Origin of the sequence: Marinibacterium sp. SX1 (assembly GCF_050389775.1) — a bacterium.
Taxonomy (GTDB): domain Bacteria; phylum Pseudomonadota; class Alphaproteobacteria; order Rhodobacterales; family Rhodobacteraceae; genus Marinibacterium.
The window spans coordinates 4,559,756-4,577,511 of record NZ_CP177144.1 but is presented as its reverse complement, the minus strand read 5'-3'; the positions used below and the strand labels follow the sequence as shown (position 1 = coordinate 4,577,511).

Genomic DNA, 17,756 nt, shown 5'->3' with positions numbered 1-17,756 from the left:
ATGTGACCCGCCACCGCTACCACAGCGGGACGCAACGGCAAGTGCGGTTTTGCGACAGGATCCGTCGGGGATGGCCAATCGGTGCCCGTGGCGGGGGGGGCGGGGGCGGGGCATGTGGCGGGTGCGCGGGCCGGACCCGGCGGCGGAGGGCAAGGGCTGGGGACGTGGCCGCGAACATGAGCCTGGGTCAGCGGAGACGGCATGGGCCCGGGCTGGGGCGGTGCGAGAGGCCAGAGCGAATGGCGGCCATGTGAGCCGGGGCAAACGGCGGCAATGTGCAGCGTGCAGGGGCAAGCGGCAGTTTGCGCAGCGCGCAGGGCAAGCGGCTGGGGTGTGCAGCGCGCTGGGCAAGTGGCTGGGGTGTGCAGCGTGCAGGGCAAGCGCCGGCGGGCAAGGACATGGTCAGGGCCGGAAACAAGGCCGGCGCAAGCGGTGGCGACACTCAACGGGGGAGAGACATGGCCCGCGCCCGGCCCACCAGCGCGGCCCCCGCCGAAAGACGGATTGGCGGATGGGCCCCGGCGGGTTACTAGTTGGGCCAGCACAGCCAGGAGGACATCCCCCATGCAAATGAGCGACACGCGGGACATCAAGGCCGATCCGGCCACGGTCTATGCCGCGCTTCTCGATCCCGAGATGCTGAAGGCCTGCGTGCCCGGCGCGCAGGAGGTCGAAGGCTCGCCCGATGGGGGCTATACGGCCACGGTGACCCAGAAGGTCGGGCCGGTGAAGGCCACGTTCAAGGGCAACGTGACCATGTCCGACATGGTCGAAAACGAAAAGCTGACGATCTCGGGCGAGGGCAAGGGCGGCGCCGCGGGCTTTGCCAAGGGCGGCGCGACGGTGACCCTGACGCCCAATGGCGAGGGCGGCACGACGCTGGCCTATGATGTCGAGGCCAAGGTCGGCGGCAAGCTGGCCCAGCTGGGCAGCCGCATCATCGACGGTTTTGCCAAGAAGATGGCCGATGCCTTCTTTGCCCGGTTGCAGCTGGCGCTGGAAGGCCCGGCCGAAGGCGAGGAAGCCGGCGAAGCGGCCGAGGCCGGGGAAGTGGCCCGCAAGAAGGGCTGGCTGGGCCGGCTGGTCGGCAAGGACTGATCGCCACCCCGACGGTGGACGCGCAGGCCCCGGCGCCCCATATGCAGCGGGCCCGGCCCCGGCGTCCTTGCGACGGGGCGGGGCCGTGGCGCGCCGGCCCGGAGGCCGGGCGCCGGATCACGGCGTGGCGCCGGCCGTTCTGCGGGCCGGCCCCGGGCCGCAGGTGAAGCAGCGCCCGGCGGCATGCGCCCCGGGCCGCCAGACGGCCGGCCTCCGCCGGGCGCGGCCGAAGAAGGGGGCTCCATGTCCGACATCGTGACGATCCGCGACCTCAGGAAGGTCTATGCGGGCGGGTTCGAGGCGCTCAAGGGCGTCGACCTGTCCATCCGCGAGGGCGAGATCCTGGCCCTGCTGGGGCCCAACGGGGCGGGAAAGACCACCCTGATCTCGACGATCTGCGGCATCACCACGCCGACCTCCGGCAGCGTGCTGGTCGGCGGCCATGACATCACCACGCAATACCGCGCCGCCCGGGGGCTGATCGGCCTGGTGCCCCAGGAAATCTCGCTGGAGCCCTTCGAGACGGTCGAACGCACGGTGCGTTTCTCGCGCGGGCTGTTCGGCAAGCGCCGCGACGATGCGTTGATCGAACGGGTGCTGCGCCGGCTGTCGCTGTGGGACAAGCGCGACAGCGAGACCAAGGCCCTGTCGGGGGGCATGCGCCGGCGGGTGCTGATCGCCAAGGCCCTGGCCCATGAACCCCGGGTGCTGTTCCTCGACGAGCCGACCGCGGGCGTCGATGTCGAGCTGCGCCGCGACATGTGGGAGATCGTCGCCGAGATGAAGCGCGACGGGGTGACCATCATCCTGACCACTCATTACATCGAGGAAGCCGAGGCCATCGCCGACCGGGTCGGGGTGATCAACGGCGGGCGCATCCTGCTGGTCGAGGAGAAGGACGCGCTGATGCGCCAGATGGGCCGCAAGGAGATCATCGTGCACCTGACCACGCCGATCGCGGCCGTGCCCGAGGCGCTGGCACCCTACGATCTGGAACTGGGCGGGGCGGGCGACCGGCTGGTCTATGGTTACGACACGCGCACCGGCGAGCGCACGGGCATCACCGCGCTGCTCAACGCCGTGGCCGCCGCCGGGCTGACCCTGCGCGATGTCGAGACCCGCCAGAGCAGCCTGGAAGACATCTTTGTCGATCTGGTCGGCCGCCACGATCCACCCTCCGGCCCCGACACCCCCCAGACCTCGGCAGACCCGCAGGAGACGGCCCAATGAACATGACCGCCATCGGTGCCATCTATCACCGCGAGATGAGCCGCTTCTTCCGCACCCTGATGCAGAGCTTCCTGTCGCCGGTCATCTCGACCTCGCTCTATTTCGTCGTCTTCGGCGCAGCCATCGGCTCGCGCATCGACGAGGTCGAGGGCGTGAGCTATGGCGCCTTCATCGTGCCCGGGCTGGTCATGCTGTCGGTCATCACCCAGGCCATATCCAACGCGTCCTTCGGCATCTATTTCCCCAAGTTCATCGGCACGATCTACGAACCGCTCTCGGCGCCGATGTCCTTCCTGGAAATCGTGCTGGGCTTTGTCGGGGCGGCCATGACCAAGGCCCTGTTCATCGGCGTGGTCATCATGTTCACGGCGGCTTTCTTCGTCGAGATGCGCATCGCCCATCCCGGGGCCATGGTCGCCTTCCTGCTGCTGACCTGTCTCAGCTTCTCGCTGCTGGGCTTCATCCTGGGCATCTGGGCGAAGAATTTCGAACAGCTCCAGATCGTGCCGCTGATGGTCGTCACGCCGCTGATCTTCCTGGGCGGGGCGTTCTATTCGACCTCGATGCTGCCGCCGTTCTGGCAGACCGTGTCGCTGTTCAATCCGGTGGTCTACCTGATTTCGGGGTTCCGCTGGTCGTTCTATGCCGTGGCCGATGTGCCCGTTGGGGTCAGCCTGCTGGCCATTGCCGGTTTCACCGCGGCCTGCATGGGCTTCATCTGGTGGATCTTCCGCACCGGCTGGCGCATCCGCTCCTGAACCTGAGCCTGAGCCTGAGCCTGAGCCTGGCTCAGGTCAGAGCGGCGCACGGCCCCGCGTGGTGGCGCGCGGGGCGCATTGTGCCGGGCGGTGCACTCTGCGGTGCGGCATCCGCCTGCAACCGGCCGTTCGCCGTGCCGGCCCATGCAACAGGCGTTGCATTCCTGCCGTTCGGACCCAAGAAATGCCGGCCGCGCCTGTTAACCTTGGGGGGCGTGCCTTGTTTGTCACCGGTGCCGCCTCTACATCGAGGCGCATGAGAAACTGGCTGCCCTTCCTGCGTTCCCGGCCAACCGTGGCCGTTGTCCGGCTGAACGGGGCCATCGGCATGTCCGGCCGCGGCGGGCTGAACGACGACGGGATCGGCCCGGTGCTTGAAAAGGCATTCACCAAGGGCAAACCCGCGGCCGTGGCCCTGCTGATCAATTCGCCCGGCGGGTCTCCCGTGCAATCGGCCCTGATCGGCGCCCGCATCCGGCGCCTGGCCGACAAGCACAAGGTGCCCGTGCTGGCCTTTGTCGAGGATGTCGCCGCCTCGGGCGGCTATTGGCTGGCCGCGTCGGCCGACGAGATCTTTGCCGATGCCAGCTCGATCGTCGGGTCGATCGGCGTGATATCGGCCGGGTTCGGCGCGCATCTGTTCCTGGCCCGCAACGGCATCGAACGGCGGGTGCACACGGCCGGGCAGTCAAAATCCATGATGGACCCGTTCCGCCCCGAAAAGGACGAGGACGTGGCCCGGCTGAAGGATCTGCTGGGCCAGATCCACGAGAATTTCATCGACCACGTGCGGACCCGGCGGGGCGACCGGCTGAGTGCCGAGCGTGACCTCTTCACGGGTGAGGTCTGGCTGGGTGCCCAGGCGCAGGCGCTGGGCCTGATCGACGGGATCGGCCACCTGCGCCCGGTGATCGACGCGCGGTTCGGCGACAAGGTGCGCCTGCGCCGCTATGGCCAGAAAAAGCCGCTGGTGGCCCGGCTGGGCGCGCGGCTGATGGCCGATGCCGAGGGCTTGATCGAGGAGCGCGCGGCCTTCGCGCGTTTCGGCCTCTGACGTGATCGTCAAGATCGTTTCCCTGTTCCTGGTCGCCATCGCGATCCTGGCCATGTTCGGCCGGTTCCGCCTGCGTCTGCCCGGCCAGGACAAGTTGACCAGTACGAAATGCCCGAAGTGCGGGCGCCACAAGATCGGCAAGGGCCCTTGCCCCTGCCAAGGAGGTCGGACGTGATCCTGCCATGGTTCTACAGCGGGCTGGGCCTGCTGATGCTGCTGCTGGCCGGCGATCTGCTGGTGAAAGGCGCGGTGAACCTCAGCCTGAGACTTGGCGTGCCGGCCCTGATCGTCAGCCTGACCATCGTCGCCTTCGGCACCTCGGCGCCCGAGCTGCTGGTGGCCATCAAGGCGACGCTGAACGATTCCCCCGGCATCGCGCTGGGCAATGTCGTGGGGTCGAACATCGCCAACATCCTGCTGGTCCTGGGCATTCCCGCCCTGCTGGCCCGGATGCACACCAGCGAATGCGACACGCGCAAATCCTTCCTGATCATGATCGGGGCGTCGGTGCTCTTCATCGCGCTGGCCTGGCGCGGGATGCTGGGCCTGGGGGCCGGGCTGATCCTGCTGGGCGCCCTGGCGCTGGTGCTGGCCGACAACGTCTGGGAGGTGCGCTGCCACCGCAAGAACGGCCAGGACGACGAGCTGGAAGAGATCGAGGAAGCCGATCCCGACATGCCCTACTGGCGCATCGGGCTCTACCTGGTGCTGGGCCTGATCGGCCTGCCGATGGGCGCCAGCCTGCTGGTCGACAGCGCCGAGGAAATCGCCCGGGCTTATGGTGTCAGCGATACGGTCATCGGCCTGACGCTGGTGGCCGTGGGCACCTCGCTGCCCGAGCTGGCAACAACTGTCATGGCCGCCCTGCGGCGCCAGGCCGACGTGGCCCTGGGCAATGTCATCGGGTCGAACATGTTCAACCTGCTGGCCATCCTGGGCATCGCCTCGCTGTTCGGCCCGATCCGTGTCGACCCGGAATTCCTGGAATTCGACCTCTGGGTCATGCTCGGCTCGGCCCTGCTGATGATCCCCTTCGTCTTCTTCCGGCGCGACATCACCTGGCAATGGGGCCTGTTCCTCACGGCGCTTTACGTCGCCTATGTCGCGGCCATATTGTTCTGATCGGTAACTCCCCGGCCGCCGGCGCGCCGTGCGGGCGGGCCGGGACAAGACAATTCGGAGAGCGACGATGACAGGATGCGCATTGGTGACCGGTGCCGGCACCCGGCTGGGCCGGGCCATGGCGATCTACCTGGGCCGGCGCGGCCTGTCGGTGGCCGTACATTACGCCAGCTCGGCCGGCGGCGCCGAAGACACCGCCGCCGAGATCCGCGCCGCCGGCGGCCGGGCCGAGACCCTGCAGGCCGACCTGCTGGACGCCGAGGCCACCGCCGCGCTGCTGCCCCGCGCGGGTGAGGCCCTGGGCGGGCCGGTGACCTGCCTGGTCAACAATGCCTCGATCTTCGAATACGACAACATCCACAGCGCCACGCTGGACAGCTGGGACCGGCACATCAATTCCAACCTGCGCGCACCGCTGCAGCTGACCCAGGCCATGGCCGCACAGGGGTTGGAGCCGCTGCGCGACGACGCTGGCGAACCGATGGCCCGGGGGCTGATCGTCAACATGGTCGACCAGCGCCTGCGCAAGCTGACGCCCGAATTCATGACCTACACCATTGCCAAGGCCGGCCTGTGGACGATGACCCAGACCACCGCCCGGGCGCTGGCCCCGGCGATCCGCGTCAATGCCATCGGCCCCGGACCGACGCTGAAAGGGGCACGCCAGTCGGAAAGCCATTTTCAGGGCCAGAGAGCGGCGACAATCCTTGAACGGGGCTCCAATCCTTCGGACATTGTTTCGACGCTGGGATATTTTCTCGATTCGCCGGGGGTGACCGGCCAGCTGATCTGTGTCGACGGCGGTCAGCACCTGGGCTGGCAGACGCCGGATATCCAGGGCGTGGAGTGACCCGCCCCGGGTGACGTACGGGCAGAGTTGTGCACCGGACGGCAGGGCGTCACGGGCACGTTACAAAACTGTCTTTGGTTTCATGCACTTGGAAGGGGTCTGTGCTTTTGTGCAGGAAAAACAACAGGTTCCAAACCTGCCCATTTTTCAAGCAAAGTAACGAAAGCCCCGTGGAACAAGGGAAAATCGCAAAAGCCCCGAAGATATGCTCAGACTTATCCACATAAACGGTGGATTTGTTTCGGCTTGAAACCGCCGCTTCCAGATTGCAGCAACTTTAGGGGAATCATATCTGAGCATCATGACAGCCGACGCCGATCCCAGCACCGAATCGACCGCGCCATCGCCCGTGACCGGACATGCCTGCATCCAGGGCTATCTGAAGACGCTCGACAGCTCGCCCGGGGTCTATCGCATGCTCGATGGCCAGGCGCGGGTGCTCTATGTCGGCAAGGCGCGCAATCTCAAGGCGCGGGTGTCCAGCTATGCCCGGCCGACGGGCCACAGCGCACGGATCGACCGGATGATCCGCGACACGGCGTCGATGATGTTCCTGACCACGCGCACCGAGACCGAGGCGCTGCTGCTGGAACAGAACCTGATCAAGCAGCTCAAGCCCAAGTACAACGTGCTGCTGCGCGACGACAAATCCTTCCCCAACATCCTGGTGGCCAAGGATCACGCCTATCCGCAGATCAAGAAGCACCGGGGCGCCAAGACGGAAAAGGGCGCCTATTTCGGCCCCTTCGCCAGCGCCGGCGCGGTGAACCGCACGCTGAACCAGCTGCAAAAGGCCTTCCTGCTGCGCAACTGCTCGGATTCCATGTTCGACAGCCGCACGCGGCCCTGCCTGCTCTACCAGATCAAGCGCTGTTCGGCCCCCTGCACGGGCCAGATCTCGGATTCGGATTACGCCGAGAGCGTGCGCGATGCCGAACGCTTCCTGTCGGGCCGGTCGACCAAGGTGCAGGAAGAGCTGGCCGAGCAGATGATGGAAGCCTCGGAAGCCATGGAATTCGAACGCGCCGCCGCCCTGCGCGACCGCATCCGGGCGCTGACCACCGTGCAATCGTCGCAGGGGATCAACCCGCGCGGGGTGGACGAGGCCGACGTGATCGCGCTGCACATGGACAGCGGGCAGGCCTGTGTCCAGGTGTTCTTCATCCGCTCGGGCCAGAACTGGGGCAACAAGGATTTCTATCCGCGCCTGGCCGCCGATGTCAGCCCGGCCGAGGTGATGGAGGCCTTTCTCGGCCAGTTCTACGACAACAAGGAACCGCCGAAGCAGATCATCCTGTCGGACGGGATCGAGGATGCCGACCTGATGTGCGACGCACTTGGCCAGAAGGCCGGGCGCAAGGTCGAGCTGTTGGTGCCCCAGCGCGGCGAGAAGAAGGAACTGGTGTCCGGCGCGCTGCGCAATGCCCGGGAATCGCTGGCCCGCAAGATGGCCGAGAGCGCAACCCAGGCCAAGCTGCTGACCGGCGTGGCCGAGGCCTTTGACCTGGACGGCCCGCCGCAGCGCATCGAGGTCTACGACAACTCGCATATCCAGGGCGCCCATGCGGTGGGCGGCATGATCGTGGCCGGGCCGGAGGGGTTCATGAAGAACCACTACCGCAAGTTCAACATCAAGGGCGACGACCTGACCCCGGGCGACGATTTCGGCATGATGAAAGAGGTGCTGTCGCGCCGCTTTTCCCGGCTGCAAAAGGATGACCCCGACCGCGAGAAAGGCCAGTGGCCCGACCTGCTGCTGATCGACGGCGGGGCCGGGCAGGTGAGTGCGGTGGCCGAGATCATGGCCCAATACGGGGTCGAGGACATCCCGATGGTCGGCGTGGCCAAGGGCATCGACCGCGACCACGGCAAGGAGGAATTCCACCGGGTGGGCAAGATGCCCATGGCCCTGCGCCACAACGACCCGGTGCTCTATTTCATCCAGCGCCTGCGCGACGAGGCCCACCGCTTTGCCATCGGCACCCACCGGGCCAAGCGGGCCAAGGCCGTGGTGGCCAACCCGCTGGACGAGATCGCCGGGGTGGGGGCCACGCGCAAGCGCGCGTTGCTGCGCCATTTCGGATCGGCCAAGGCGGTCAGCCGGGCCAACCTGGTCGACCTGAAGGCTGTCGATGGCATCTCGGATGCGCTGGCCGAGAAGATTTACGACTTTTTCCAGGACCGATGACTTGTGCCCCGGGCGGGGCTGGGATTGTGTGGCGGCGACTGAACGGAGTGTGTCCCCCATGGCCCTTATGCAAGGCTTCCCCCCCGCCATCCCCGACCGCGCGACCCTGGCCAACTGGCGCCAGCAGCCCTGGTCGTCCTGGGCGTTTCACCACGTGCGCGAGGTGGTGCCTTCGGCCGAGATCCGCAATGCGCCGGGGGATGTCTGGGCGCTGGAAGCCGGCGCGCCGCTGATCGACCCGGCCGAGATCGAGGCGGCCGTCGAGGGCACGCGGACCGACGCGCTGGTCGTGCTGCACAAGGGGCGCGTGGTGCACGAGCTTTACCGAAACGGCATGACGGCCGACGACCCGCATATCCTGATGTCGGTGTCGAAATCGGTGCTGGGCCTGCTGGCCGGCGTGCTGGCCGACCGGGGCCTGCTGGATGTCGACGCGCCGCTGTCGGATTACATCCCCGAGCTGGACGGCACGGCCTATGACGGGGCCAGCGTGCGCCAGGCCCTGGACATGCAGGTCGGGCTGAGTTTTTCCGAGGATTACACCGCGACCGGCGGGCCGATCATCGACTATCGCAAGGCCGCCAACTGGAACCCGGTCGAGCCGGGCGACACGCCGATGGACCTGCGCAGCTTCCAGCTGACCCTGGCCGACCGCGAAGGACCCCATGGCGAGCGGTTCCACTATGTCTCGCCGGTGACCGACCTGATGGCCTGGGTGATGGAACGGGCGACGGGCACGCGCTACGCCGACCTGGTGTCGGAATTCCTGTTGCAGCCGATGGGGGCCGAACGGCCGGGCTATGTGACCGTCGACCGGATCGGCGGGGCCCGGGCGGCCGGGGGCATGTGCCTGACCGCCCGCGACCTGGCGCGGATCGGGGCGCTGGTGGCCGATGGTGGCCGGCGGGGTGATGGCCGCCAGGTGCTGCCCGCCGACTGGGTGGCCGACATTTTCGACAATGGCGACGTTGCGGCCTGGAAGAAGGGCGATTTCGAGGAAAACTATCCCGGTGCCGACATGCATTACCGGGCCAAGTGTTACGTCCTGCGCGGCGAACGGCCCCTGCTGCGCGGGGTGGGCATTCATGGCCAGTACCTCTTTGCCGATCCGGTGCGCGGCCTGTCGGTGGCCTGGTTCGCCTCCGAGGCGGATGCTTCGACCTCGGGCTATTTCAAGGGCCGGCTGGCGCTGGTCGACAAGCTGCGCGCGGCCTGCTGAGCCCGCGCACGTCCGGGATGCAGCGTGGTGGGGCGCCCGCAAGGCCGGGCGCCCGGGATGACAGGGCGCCCGGGATGACAGGGCGGAAAGGCGCCGGTCCGGGCCACCGTTTCGTGACCTGCCGGCACCGGTCCGTCGCTTGCGCGGACGCGTGGTTTCCGCCACTGCGGACATGAGCTAGGAAGACGCCATGAAAGTGACGATCCCCACCATACTGACCCTGCTGCGGCTGGTCGCGGCGCCGGCCATGGCGCTGGTCTTCCTGGTCTTCGACCGGCCCCTGGCCGATTGGGTGGCCCTGGCCCTCTTTGTCGCGGCCTCGGTCACCGACTGGATCGACGGTTACATCGCCCGTGGCTGGGGCATGGTGTCCAAGCTGGGCACCATGCTGGACCCGATCGCCGACAAGGCCATGGTGGCCGCCGCCCTGCTGGTCATGTGCGTGACCTCGTCGCTGGGCTGGTGGCTGATGGTGCCCGGCGTGGTCATCCTCTTCCGCGAGGTCTTTGTCTCGGGTCTGCGCGAATTCCTGGGCGACGTGGCCGGCACCCTGGCGGTGACCCGGCTGGCCAAGTGGAAGACAACCGTGCAGATGGTGGCCATTGCCGTGTTGCTGGCCGAAGGGATCGCGCGCAACCACGCGGGCATGGCCGCGGCCACGATGGACCCGGCCAAGGTCCGGGCCATCCTCGACCGGTCGACCGCCGACGTGCAATCGCTGCGCTGGTGGGCCGACCTGGCCTGGGGGCTGGGCTGGAGCGGGCTGATGCTGCTGTGGCTGGCCGCCGTGCTGACGGTCTGGACGGGGGTGGATTATTTCCGCAAGGCTGTGCCCCATCTGAAGGAGCCGGAATGATGGATGTTCTCTACTTTGCCTGGGTCCGCGAGCGGATCGGCCTGCCCAAGGAACGGATCGAGACGGGGGCCACGACAGTGGCCGAGCTGGTCGCCGAACTGAGCGCCCGCGAAGAGCGCTATGCCCTGGCTTTTTCCGATCTCACCGCCCTGCGGGTGGCGCTGGACCAGGAGCTGGCCGATTTCGATGCCGCGCTGGACGGCGTGCGCGAGGTGGCGTTCTTTCCGCCGATGACGGGGGGCTGAGCCATGCGGATCGTGGTGCAGGCCGACCGCTTCGATCCGGGTGCCGAGCTCAACCGGTTTTCCGCCCCGCTGGAAGGCATGGGCGCGGTGGTCAGCTTTTCCGGCATCGTCCGCCAGAATGCGGCGGGTGATCTGCTGGCGATGGAGATCGAGCATTACCCGGGCATGACCGAACGGGCGATCCGGACCATTGCCGAAGAAGCCGCCGGGCGCTGGACGCTGGGCGACGTGCTGGTCATCCACCGCTACGGGGCGCTGGCCCCGGGCGAGCCGATCATGATGGTGGCCACGGCCTCGCCGCACCGGGGCGATGCCTTTGAGGCGGCGGAATTCCTGATGGACTACCTCAAGTCCCGGGCGCCCTTCTGGAAGAAGGAAACCACCCGCGACGGCGCCGACTGGGTCGCCGCCCGCGCCGCCGACGAAGACGCCCTGGACCGCTGGTAGGCATTAGCCGAAAACGCATGGCCCATGCGTTGGCAGTTTCCGGGCGCAGGAGGTTGGCCGGGCGGATCATCCGTGTGGCAAGGGTGGCGGACTGACCCGGGGACGGGGCGCCGACCGGCCGGGTGTTGAGGGTCGGGTCGGCGGGGGCAAGGGGGGATCGGACCGAATGGGTGCTGACTGGAGCGGCTGGGTGTGGGGGCAGTCCGGCCGGGTGATCAGGGTGCTTGACCAACCGAAGTCTGGGGGCTGACCCGTCAGGGGCCAGGGGCCAGGGGCCAGGGGCCAGGGGCCAGGGGCCAGGGGCCAGGGGCCAGGGGCCAGGGGCTGAGCGACGCGGGGCGGGCCGCCGATGCCGCACAGGCGCCGGACACAGGCTGGCTGTCCCCTTGCCGAGAGGGGATCGCCCGATCAGGCCCGACCGGCGGCGAGACGCCTCATTCGCAGAAATTCACCGACGAGGCATGCAGCGAGAAATGGCGCAGTCCGCCGATCTTGCCCGTGCACCTCGGCGTGGCCTCGGTATCCGCGCAGATCGCAACCGGCCTGAGGATCGCACCGACCGGATCGGTCGTGGCCTCGTTGGTCCGCAGCACCATGTAACTTGCGCCGCCCACCTGGTCCGACTCGCCGTCGAGCAGCAGCATGGTGCCCTTCTGATCCGCAAAGACGCGTGGGGCGGGACCGTTGCCGCCGCCCAGGGTCACATCGCCATCGACGACCTCGATGCGCGCTTCCCAGCACGGGCCACCGGCAATCCGCAGGTAGGTCGGGGCTTTCTGGTTCATCGAGCGCGACAGGATCTCGACGAAAGCCTCTTCGGCGTCCGACCGGCCGGTTTGCGCATTGGCAGCCCCGGCCAGGCAGAGCAGGATTGCCATCAACCGCATGGTCCGTACCCTTTTGCACTGTATTGGCGACCTGGGTTCGGGTGGCTGGTGTCGCCGACAGTCTGATGGCATCCGCTCCGGCTGTCCATGCAAAAGGGGCGGACAGCCGGGCGGCGGAGGCAAGGGCCCGTTACGTCGTGCCCTGCATCCGGTCCACGTAGGACCGCATCTCTTCGGCCTCGTGGCGGGCTTCGCGCAGGCCTTCCATGGCGGCGCGCAGTTCGGCCTCGGTCTGGGTCAGCTGGTTGGTCAGCTCGGCCTCGCGCTGCTGGAGATAGGTGATCGCCTTGTCGCGGGTCTCCTCGGCTTCGTGCAGCTCCTGGCTCATCCGGTCCAGCTCGCCCATGTCCGAGGCGCTGACGCGGGTGAAACGGTGGATCAGCCAATTGGTGAACCAGCCCAGGACAAAGGCCAGGAACAGCACGCAGGCCGTGGCGATGATGAACTCAGTCCTGTTCATTTCCGGTCTCCTCTCCGGCCTCGGGCGCGGCATCGGCCCCGCCCGTTGCGTCATCCGTGTCGCCGTCCGTTGCGCCGTCGGCATCGGGAGCGGGGCTGTCGTCTTCGGTGGTCTCTTCGGTGCCCCCGGTCTCGGCACCGGTCTCCGCATCGGCATCGATGCCGGCCTCGGCATCCGCATCGCCGCTGAGCGCGTCGAGCGTGGTCTCGTCATCGGGCGAAGTATCGGTGCGCACCAGGCGGAATTCGATCCGCCGGTTGGCCTCGCGGCCTTCCTCGGTGTCGTTGTCGGCGATCGGCCGGGTCTCGCCATAGCCCGTGGCCTTGAAGCTGGACGTGCGCACCCGCCGGGCGAAAAGCTCGGTCAGCACGGCATTGGCCCGTTCCTGGCTGAGTTCCAGGTTCATGACCTCGCGGCCCTGGCTGTCGGTATGGCCCTGGATTTCCAGCGGGATGGCGCCGCAATTGTCGAGCACCCCGGCGATGGCATCGACGATTTCCAGCGAGGCCGCATCGATCCGGGCGGACCCGGGTTCAAAGGTGATCTTGCCGTTGGACAGGATCTCGGCGATGTGCAGCTCGCATTGCTCGGCGGTGAGCGGCTGGTCCTCGGGCGGGGGCGGTTCGCGGTAGGTCACGGCCAGGTCGAAACTGGCGGTCTCGCCCAGCTTGGACGTGAACAGCCGCGACATCTGGGCGCTGGCGTCCTCGACATGGCTGACCCCGCGGACCTCGATCGTGTCGGGGCCGACGGTGACCACGCCGTTGACCAGCAGGCCGAGCGCTTCGAGCCCGGCCAGGACCCGGGCGGACCAGTCGATGGGCAGGTCGTCGACGACGCGGGCGGCGGTATAGACGGCATCCGAGCCAAAGCGCGCCCGGGCGAAGCTGTCGGCCAGGGTGCGGAACCCTTCGCTGGGCACCCGGCCGCGCAGCTGGACCAGGCCTTCGGGGCTGAGCGTGGCAAAGAATTCGGCCGGCCCGGCGTCGCCGGTCTGTTCCGGGACGGGCAGGGTGGCATGCAGGGCAAAGACGTCGGGCAGGGCGGTTTCCAGCTCGCCGACGATCTGGTCGAACAGCCCGTGGTCGAGCCCTTCGACGGCGACCAGCGAGATATCGGCATCGGTCATGGTCAGGCTGCCGCTGCCCAGCCGGGCCAGGGCGGCCAGCGAGAGGCTGGCGGCCTCGTCCCAGCGCGGCGAGGGCACGCCGAGGCCGATGGTGCAGCGGCCCGAGCCGGTCAGCCCGGCCGAGGTCGCGGCATCGAGGATGACCTGGGCGCTGTCGCCGTCGGGGGCCGAGCAGGCGTCGAAATGGCCGCCGGCCTCGTCGAGCACGTAGCGCAGGGTGAAGGGCGTGATGACCGGCCGGGGGGCCGAGAGGTCGAGCGCCACGTCGAGGGCCGGCGGGGCCAGCCGGCGCAGGTCGCGTTCCAGGCGGGTGCGGGCCTCGGGGCTGTCGGTCATGGCGGTGACATGGACCCGCCCGGCGCCAACCGAGATCTTGGCCCGGGGCAGGCGTTCGAGGGCGATCATGGCATAGGCCAGGGCATCGTCCCAGCCTTCGGGCACGGGATAGCTGGCGGTTTCGAGGAAATCGGCGACATTGTCGGGGCCCGAGATGCGGCCCAGCCGGTCGCCCAGGTCGTCGCGGTCGGTGTCGTGGGGCACCAGGCCGATCATCGAGATGCCGCTTTCCGAGCGCAGGATCTCGGCCGAGAAGCGCGGCGGGGCGATGGCCGCGGTGGCGGCGACCTGCATGTTGTCGATGACCCGGGCGCTGTCGACGACCCGGCCGGCGGCGCTGAGGGCGTCAAAGCGGGTGGCCTCGTCGGGGGCGGTGCCCTCGAGGATGACCTTCAGCCCGTCGGCGCGGACCTCGGCCCAGTCGAAGGTGGCCTCGTCCAGGGCCCGGCGGATGCCAGTTTCGCTGCCGCGTTCGATGGCGGTGACGGCAAAGTCTGCGGCCACGAGGCTGAGCCCGGCGGCGGCGGCGAGGGAAAGCCCCGAGATCAGGCCGGTCGATAAGCGCATGTGTGTTCTTCGTCGTTCATCTGCGGTCTCATACGACGGGCGGCCGGGCGGTTCAATCAGGCGAAGAGCGCAGCCACCAGGAAGATGAGCGGAATGAGGCCGGTGTCGCGGTTGACGCGGAAGAGCTGCAGCAGCTTGGCATTGTCCTCCAGGTCGAGCCCGCGCAGCTGCCAGGCCATGTGCCAGCCCATGGCCCAGGGCCCGGCCAGGGCGATGACCAGGGCCAGGACCGAGGCCGTGGGCAGCAGGGCCTGGATGATGGCCAGGCCCATCAGACCGACGGTGCCGGCCAGGAAGTACTTGAGATAACGCGCGGTATCCTGGCCAAACAGCCGGGCGGTGGATTTCACGCCCATCAGGGCGTCATCCTCGGTATCCTGGTGGGCATAGATCGTGTCGTAGAAGATCGTCCAGCAGATCCCGGCGAGATAGAGGATGACGGCCGGCCAGCCGAGGCTGCCGGTATGGGCCGTCCAGGCCAGCAGGGCGCCCCAGTTGAAGGCCAGGCCGAGAAAGACCTGGGGCCACCAGGTGAAGCGCTTGGCAAAGGGATAGACGGCAACGGGCAACAGCGACAGCACGCCCAGCGACACGGCGGCCGGGTGGAAGGTCAGCAGGATGCCGAAGGAGATCAGCGATTGCGCCACGGCCCAGGCCAGGGCCTGGCGCGCGGTGACGGCGCCCGAGGGGATCGGGCGCGAGCGGGTGCGTTCGACACCGCCGTCGATATGGCGGTCGGTGATGTCGTTCCAGGTGCAGCCGGCGCCGCGCATCAGGAAGGCGCCGATGGTGCAGGCCACGGCGATCCAGGCATCTTCCCAGCGGGCGGACTGGGTCGAGAGCATGGCCAGGACCAGGCCCCACCAGCAGGGGATCAGCAGCAGGAAGACGGGCGTCGGGCGATCGGCCCGTGACAGGCGCAGGTAGGGCCGGGCCCAGGCCGGGGCATGCAGGTCGACCCAGTTGTTGTCTTCCGCATCGGATACGCGTGTCTCTGGCGTCGGGGCATCAGCTTGCATATGTAGCCTTCCATGAGCAGCACGGTGCGATTGTATGTAGAGCAGGAGCTGGGGCAGGGGCAAACGGTTACTCTGTCGCGGGAGCAGGCGCATTACCTCTTCGGGGTGATGCGGCTGGCCGTGGGCGCGCGGGTGGCGCTGTTCAACGGGCGCGACGGCGAGTTCGCGGCCCGGGTCGAAGAGGCCGGCAAGCGCGGGGGCGTTCTGGTCTGCGAGGCGCAGAGCCGGCCGTTGCAGATGCCGCCGGACCTGTGGCTGCTGTTCGCGCCGATCAAGAAGGCGCGGACGGATTTCATCGTCGAGAAGGCGGCCGAGATGGGGGCCGCGCGGATCTGCCCGGTGCAGACCGAATTCACCAATTCCGAGCGCATCCGCCAGGACCGGCTGCAGGCCCATGCCGTCGAGGCGGCCGAGCAATGCGGGGGGACCTATGTGCCCGAGGTGGCCGAGCTGCAAAAGCTGGACCGGGTGCTGGACGGCTGGCCCGACGGGCGACGGCTGATGTTCTGCGACGAGGCGACGGTGGACGAGGCCGCGGCGGGCGGCGCGATGGCGGATCTGGCCATGGGGGACAGCGCGCCGGCGCACGGTGTGACGCAGGATGGCACGCCGGCGCACGGCGTGACGGCGGCGGGCGCCCGCTTGCCCGTCCTAGCGGACGGTCGCGCCGGCCCCTGGGCCATCCTGATCGGGCCCGAGGGCGGCTTTTCGACGCGCGAAAGGGCCCGGTTGGCAACCATGGCGGCGGCCCACCGGGTCAGCCTGGGCCCGCGCATCCTGCGGGCCGATACCGCGGCGGTGGCCGCGCTGACCCTGTGGCAGATGCAGCTGGGAGACTGGACATGACCCTGCGCGAGGCCCTGCCCGAGGATATCCCGGCCATGGCGGCCTTTCTGATGCGCCATGCCGAAACCTCGATGTTCCTGATGTCGAACCTGGCCGATCACGGCACCGACGAGCGGGTCCACCCCCATGGCACGCGTTACTGGCTGCACCATGGCACGGCGGGCATCGCGGCGATCTTCGGGGCGACCAACGGCGGGTTCCTGATGGTGCAGGCGCCCGACCTGCCCGGCGCGGTCTGGAGCGAATGGGCCAGGGCGCTGGCCGGGCACATGATGCGGGGCATCACCGGCGACGACATCCAGGTGCGCCGGGCGCTGGCCGTGCTGGGCCTGAAGTCCGGTGACGTGGCCAGCAACCATGCCGAACCGCTCTACCGGCTGGACCTGGACCGGCTGGACGCGCCCGAGGGGGTCATCATGCGCGCGGCGGGCGAGGCCGACCGCGAGATGCTGACGGGCTGGTACGTCGATTACCTGATCGACACCGGGCTGACCCGGGACCGGGCGCGGGCCGGCGAAGAAGCCGCGGCCCGGGCGCTGGCGGCCAGCCGGGGCGGGGCGGAACGGCTGCTGGTCGAGGACGGCCGGCCGGTTGCCGCGGCGTCGATCAATGCCCGGGCGGGCGATATGGTGCAGGTCGGCGGGGTCTTTGTGCCCGCGGCCGAGCGCAACCGCGGGCTGGGCCGCCGGGTGACGGCCGCCCGGCTGGCCGAGGCCCGGGCGGCCGGCGCGCGGGTGGCGATCCTGTTTTCCAACAACGACGCGGCCAGCCGGGCCTACGAGGCCATCGGGTTCCGGCGGGTCGGCGATTACCGGGTCTGCGTGCTGAACCGGCCGATCTTCCTGGGGGCGCCGGCATGAGCTTTGTGCGGCCCGAGGCCATGGCCCTGCTGATGCGCTGGCGCGAGGTGCTGATCGGGGCCGGGCTGGCCGCGGTGGGGCTGAGCTGGGGCTTGGGGCCCGGCGGGCTGCTGGGCTGGATCGGCTGGGCCGTCATGCTGGCCGGCGCGGCGCTGGCCGTGACCGGGCTGCGCCGGATGCGCTTCCGCCAGGGCGGCGACGGGCCGGGCGTGGTGCAGGTGGACGAAGGCCGGATTTCCTATTTCGGCCCGCTGGAAGGCGGGGCCGTCGCGGCCTCGGAGCTGGAACGGCTGATCCTCGATCCGACGGGCCGGCCGCCCTGCTGGGTGCTTGAACAGCCCGGCGCTCCGGCATTGCACATTCCCGTGAACGCCAGCGGATCCGAGGCGCTGTTCGATGCCTTTGGCGCGCTGCCCGGGCTGGATACGCGGCGATTGCTGTCGCATCTGGACCGCAAAGCGCCGATGCCGGTCGTCGTGTGGGAACGGCGCACCGCCCGGCCGCCCAACTATCGGCTACATTGACACCCCCGCAGTTTTGCGGGCAGGTCGGGGGCGCAGGTTAAGGACCCAAGGATCGGAGAGC

Annotated in this window: 19 protein-coding genes; 15 read left to right on the top strand and 4 right to left on the bottom strand. The window is 68.6% G+C overall.

The features are described from left to right. Positions 1 to 564 precede the first annotated feature (564 nt). From ACK3BB_RS20695 to ACK3BB_RS20640, 12 genes are all read left to right on the top strand, one after another. Entirely contained in the window at positions 565 to 1,098 is a 534-nt protein-coding gene (locus ACK3BB_RS20695) for a CoxG family protein (protein ID WP_428926531.1), read from the top strand. Between the two features lie 243 nt (positions 1,099 to 1,341). Continuing rightward, entirely contained in the window at positions 1,342 to 2,328 is a 987-nt protein-coding gene (locus ACK3BB_RS20690; RefSeq protein WP_428926530.1) for an ABC transporter ATP-binding protein, read from the top strand. Then, on the top strand, positions 2,325 to 3,086 hold the full coding sequence (locus ACK3BB_RS20685) for an ABC transporter permease (RefSeq protein WP_428926529.1): 762 nt from the start codon (positions 2,325 to 2,327) through the stop codon (positions 3,084 to 3,086). Before ACK3BB_RS20690 ends, ACK3BB_RS20685 begins: the two co-directional genes overlap by 4 nt. A 256-nt stretch (positions 3,087 to 3,342) precedes the next feature. Further along, positions 3,343 to 4,140, top strand: a complete 798-nt coding sequence (locus ACK3BB_RS20680) for a S49 family peptidase (protein WP_428926528.1) — start codon at positions 3,343 to 3,345, stop codon at positions 4,138 to 4,140. A 1-nt stretch (position 4,141) separates the two neighbouring features. Further along, entirely contained in the window at positions 4,142 to 4,315 is a 174-nt protein-coding gene (locus ACK3BB_RS20675; RefSeq protein WP_428926527.1) for a hypothetical protein, read from the top strand. Then, positions 4,315 to 5,262 carry a calcium/sodium antiporter gene (locus tag ACK3BB_RS20670; RefSeq protein ID WP_428928779.1) on the top strand — a complete coding sequence of 316 codons (948 nt, stop codon included), beginning with the start codon at positions 4,315 to 4,317 and terminating at the stop codon, positions 5,260 to 5,262. Before ACK3BB_RS20675 ends, ACK3BB_RS20670 begins: the two co-directional genes overlap by 1 nt. Positions 5,263 to 5,329: 67 nt before the next feature. Continuing rightward, positions 5,330 to 6,112 carry an SDR family oxidoreductase gene (locus tag ACK3BB_RS20665; protein ID WP_428926526.1) on the top strand — a complete coding sequence of 261 codons (783 nt, stop codon included), beginning with the start codon at positions 5,330 to 5,332 and terminating at the stop codon, positions 6,110 to 6,112. 301 nt (positions 6,113 to 6,413) lie between these two features. Next, a complete protein-coding gene (uvrC, locus tag ACK3BB_RS20660) occupies positions 6,414 to 8,300 on the top strand; it encodes an excinuclease ABC subunit UvrC (protein WP_428926525.1) in 1,887 nt (628 codons plus the stop codon). 58 nt (positions 8,301 to 8,358) lie between these two features. After that, positions 8,359 to 9,519 (top strand): serine hydrolase domain-containing protein, encoded by a 1,161-nt coding sequence (locus tag ACK3BB_RS20655; RefSeq protein WP_428926524.1) that lies wholly within the window; start codon positions 8,359 to 8,361, stop codon positions 9,517 to 9,519. A gap of 190 nt (positions 9,520 to 9,709) precedes the next feature. Then, entirely contained in the window at positions 9,710 to 10,375 is a 666-nt protein-coding gene (pgsA, locus tag ACK3BB_RS20650) for a CDP-diacylglycerol--glycerol-3-phosphate 3-phosphatidyltransferase (RefSeq protein WP_428926523.1), read from the top strand. Further along, positions 10,375 to 10,620 (top strand): molybdopterin converting factor subunit 1, encoded by a 246-nt coding sequence (moaD, locus tag ACK3BB_RS20645; protein ID WP_428928778.1) that lies wholly within the window; start codon positions 10,375 to 10,377, stop codon positions 10,618 to 10,620. Before pgsA ends, moaD begins: the two co-directional genes overlap by 1 nt. Before the next feature lie 3 nt (positions 10,621 to 10,623). Then, entirely contained in the window at positions 10,624 to 11,067 is a 444-nt protein-coding gene (locus ACK3BB_RS20640) for a molybdenum cofactor biosynthesis protein MoaE (protein WP_428926522.1), read from the top strand. A gap of 434 nt (positions 11,068 to 11,501) precedes the next feature. Here the strand turns inward: ACK3BB_RS20640 and ACK3BB_RS20635 are convergent, their stop codons facing one another. The 4 genes from ACK3BB_RS20635 to ubiA form a co-directional block, all read right to left on the bottom strand. Then, positions 11,502 to 11,954 (bottom strand): hypothetical protein, encoded by a 453-nt coding sequence (locus ACK3BB_RS20635; protein WP_428926521.1) that lies wholly within the window; start codon positions 11,952 to 11,954, stop codon positions 11,502 to 11,504. 130 nt (positions 11,955 to 12,084) lie between these two features. Next, a complete protein-coding gene (locus ACK3BB_RS20630) occupies positions 12,085 to 12,414 on the bottom strand; it encodes a hypothetical protein (protein WP_428926520.1) in 330 nt (109 codons plus the stop codon). Continuing rightward, positions 12,401 to 14,446 carry an OmpA family protein gene (locus ACK3BB_RS20625; protein ID WP_428926519.1) on the bottom strand — a complete coding sequence of 682 codons (2,046 nt, stop codon included), beginning with the start codon at positions 14,444 to 14,446 and terminating at the stop codon, positions 12,401 to 12,403. Before ACK3BB_RS20625 ends, ACK3BB_RS20630 begins: the two co-directional genes overlap by 14 nt. A gap of 56 nt (positions 14,447 to 14,502) precedes the next feature. Beyond that, positions 14,503 to 15,465, bottom strand: coding sequence for a 4-hydroxybenzoate octaprenyltransferase (gene ubiA / locus ACK3BB_RS20620; RefSeq protein WP_428926518.1), 963 nt, complete (start codon positions 15,463 to 15,465; stop codon positions 14,503 to 14,505). Positions 15,466 to 15,477: 12 nt separating this feature from the next. Between ubiA and ACK3BB_RS20615 the strand changes: the two genes are divergently transcribed. The 3 genes from ACK3BB_RS20615 to ACK3BB_RS20605 are packed head-to-tail and all read left to right on the top strand — an operon-like array spanning position 15,478 to position 17,695. Next, positions 15,478 to 16,311: a 16S rRNA (uracil(1498)-N(3))-methyltransferase gene (locus ACK3BB_RS20615; protein ID WP_428926517.1), complete on the top strand. Its 834-nt coding sequence runs from the start codon at positions 15,478 to 15,480 to the stop codon at positions 16,309 to 16,311. Continuing rightward, positions 16,308 to 17,171, top strand: coding sequence for a GNAT family N-acetyltransferase (locus tag ACK3BB_RS20610; protein WP_428926516.1), 864 nt, complete (start codon positions 16,308 to 16,310; stop codon positions 17,169 to 17,171). The genes ACK3BB_RS20615 and ACK3BB_RS20610 overlap by 4 nt, the downstream gene beginning before the upstream one ends. After that, entirely contained in the window at positions 17,168 to 17,695 is a 528-nt protein-coding gene (locus tag ACK3BB_RS20605) for a hypothetical protein (protein ID WP_428926515.1), read from the top strand. Before ACK3BB_RS20610 ends, ACK3BB_RS20605 begins: the two co-directional genes overlap by 4 nt. Positions 17,696 to 17,756 lie beyond the last annotated feature (61 nt).

Excerpts from the sequence above, each read along its gene's own strand:
- ACK3BB_RS20695 (WP_428926531.1), top strand. The coding sequence starts at position 565 with ATGCAAATGAGCGACACGCGGGACATCAAGGCCGATCCGGCCACGGTC.
- ACK3BB_RS20690 (WP_428926530.1), top strand. The coding sequence starts at position 1,342 with ATGTCCGACATCGTGACGATCCGCGACCTCAGGAAGGTCTATGCGGGC.
- ACK3BB_RS20685 (WP_428926529.1), top strand. The coding sequence starts at position 2,325 with ATGAACATGACCGCCATCGGTGCCATCTATCACCGCGAGATGAGCCGC.
- ACK3BB_RS20680 (WP_428926528.1), top strand. The coding sequence starts at position 3,343 with ATGAGAAACTGGCTGCCCTTCCTGCGTTCCCGGCCAACCGTGGCCGTT.
- ACK3BB_RS20665 (WP_428926526.1), top strand. The coding sequence starts at position 5,330 with ATGACAGGATGCGCATTGGTGACCGGTGCCGGCACCCGGCTGGGCCGG.
- uvrC (WP_428926525.1), top strand. The coding sequence starts at position 6,414 with ATGACAGCCGACGCCGATCCCAGCACCGAATCGACCGCGCCATCGCCC.
- ACK3BB_RS20655 (WP_428926524.1), top strand. The coding sequence starts at position 8,359 with ATGGCCCTTATGCAAGGCTTCCCCCCCGCCATCCCCGACCGCGCGACC.
- pgsA (WP_428926523.1), top strand. The coding sequence starts at position 9,710 with ATGAAAGTGACGATCCCCACCATACTGACCCTGCTGCGGCTGGTCGCG.
- moaD (WP_428928778.1), top strand. The coding sequence starts at position 10,375 with ATGGATGTTCTCTACTTTGCCTGGGTCCGCGAGCGGATCGGCCTGCCC.
- ACK3BB_RS20640 (WP_428926522.1), top strand. The coding sequence starts at position 10,624 with ATGCGGATCGTGGTGCAGGCCGACCGCTTCGATCCGGGTGCCGAGCTC.
- ACK3BB_RS20635 (WP_428926521.1), bottom strand. The coding sequence starts at position 11,954 with ATGCGGTTGATGGCAATCCTGCTCTGCCTGGCCGGGGCTGCCAATGCG.
- ACK3BB_RS20630 (WP_428926520.1), bottom strand. The coding sequence starts at position 12,414 with ATGAACAGGACTGAGTTCATCATCGCCACGGCCTGCGTGCTGTTCCTG.
- ACK3BB_RS20625 (WP_428926519.1), bottom strand. The coding sequence starts at position 14,446 with ATGCGCTTATCGACCGGCCTGATCTCGGGGCTTTCCCTCGCCGCCGCC.
- ubiA (WP_428926518.1), bottom strand. The coding sequence starts at position 15,465 with ATGCAAGCTGATGCCCCGACGCCAGAGACACGCGTATCCGATGCGGAA.
- ACK3BB_RS20615 (WP_428926517.1), top strand. The coding sequence starts at position 15,478 with ATGAGCAGCACGGTGCGATTGTATGTAGAGCAGGAGCTGGGGCAGGGG.
- ACK3BB_RS20610 (WP_428926516.1), top strand. The coding sequence starts at position 16,308 with ATGACCCTGCGCGAGGCCCTGCCCGAGGATATCCCGGCCATGGCGGCC.
- ACK3BB_RS20605 (WP_428926515.1), top strand. The coding sequence starts at position 17,168 with ATGAGCTTTGTGCGGCCCGAGGCCATGGCCCTGCTGATGCGCTGGCGC.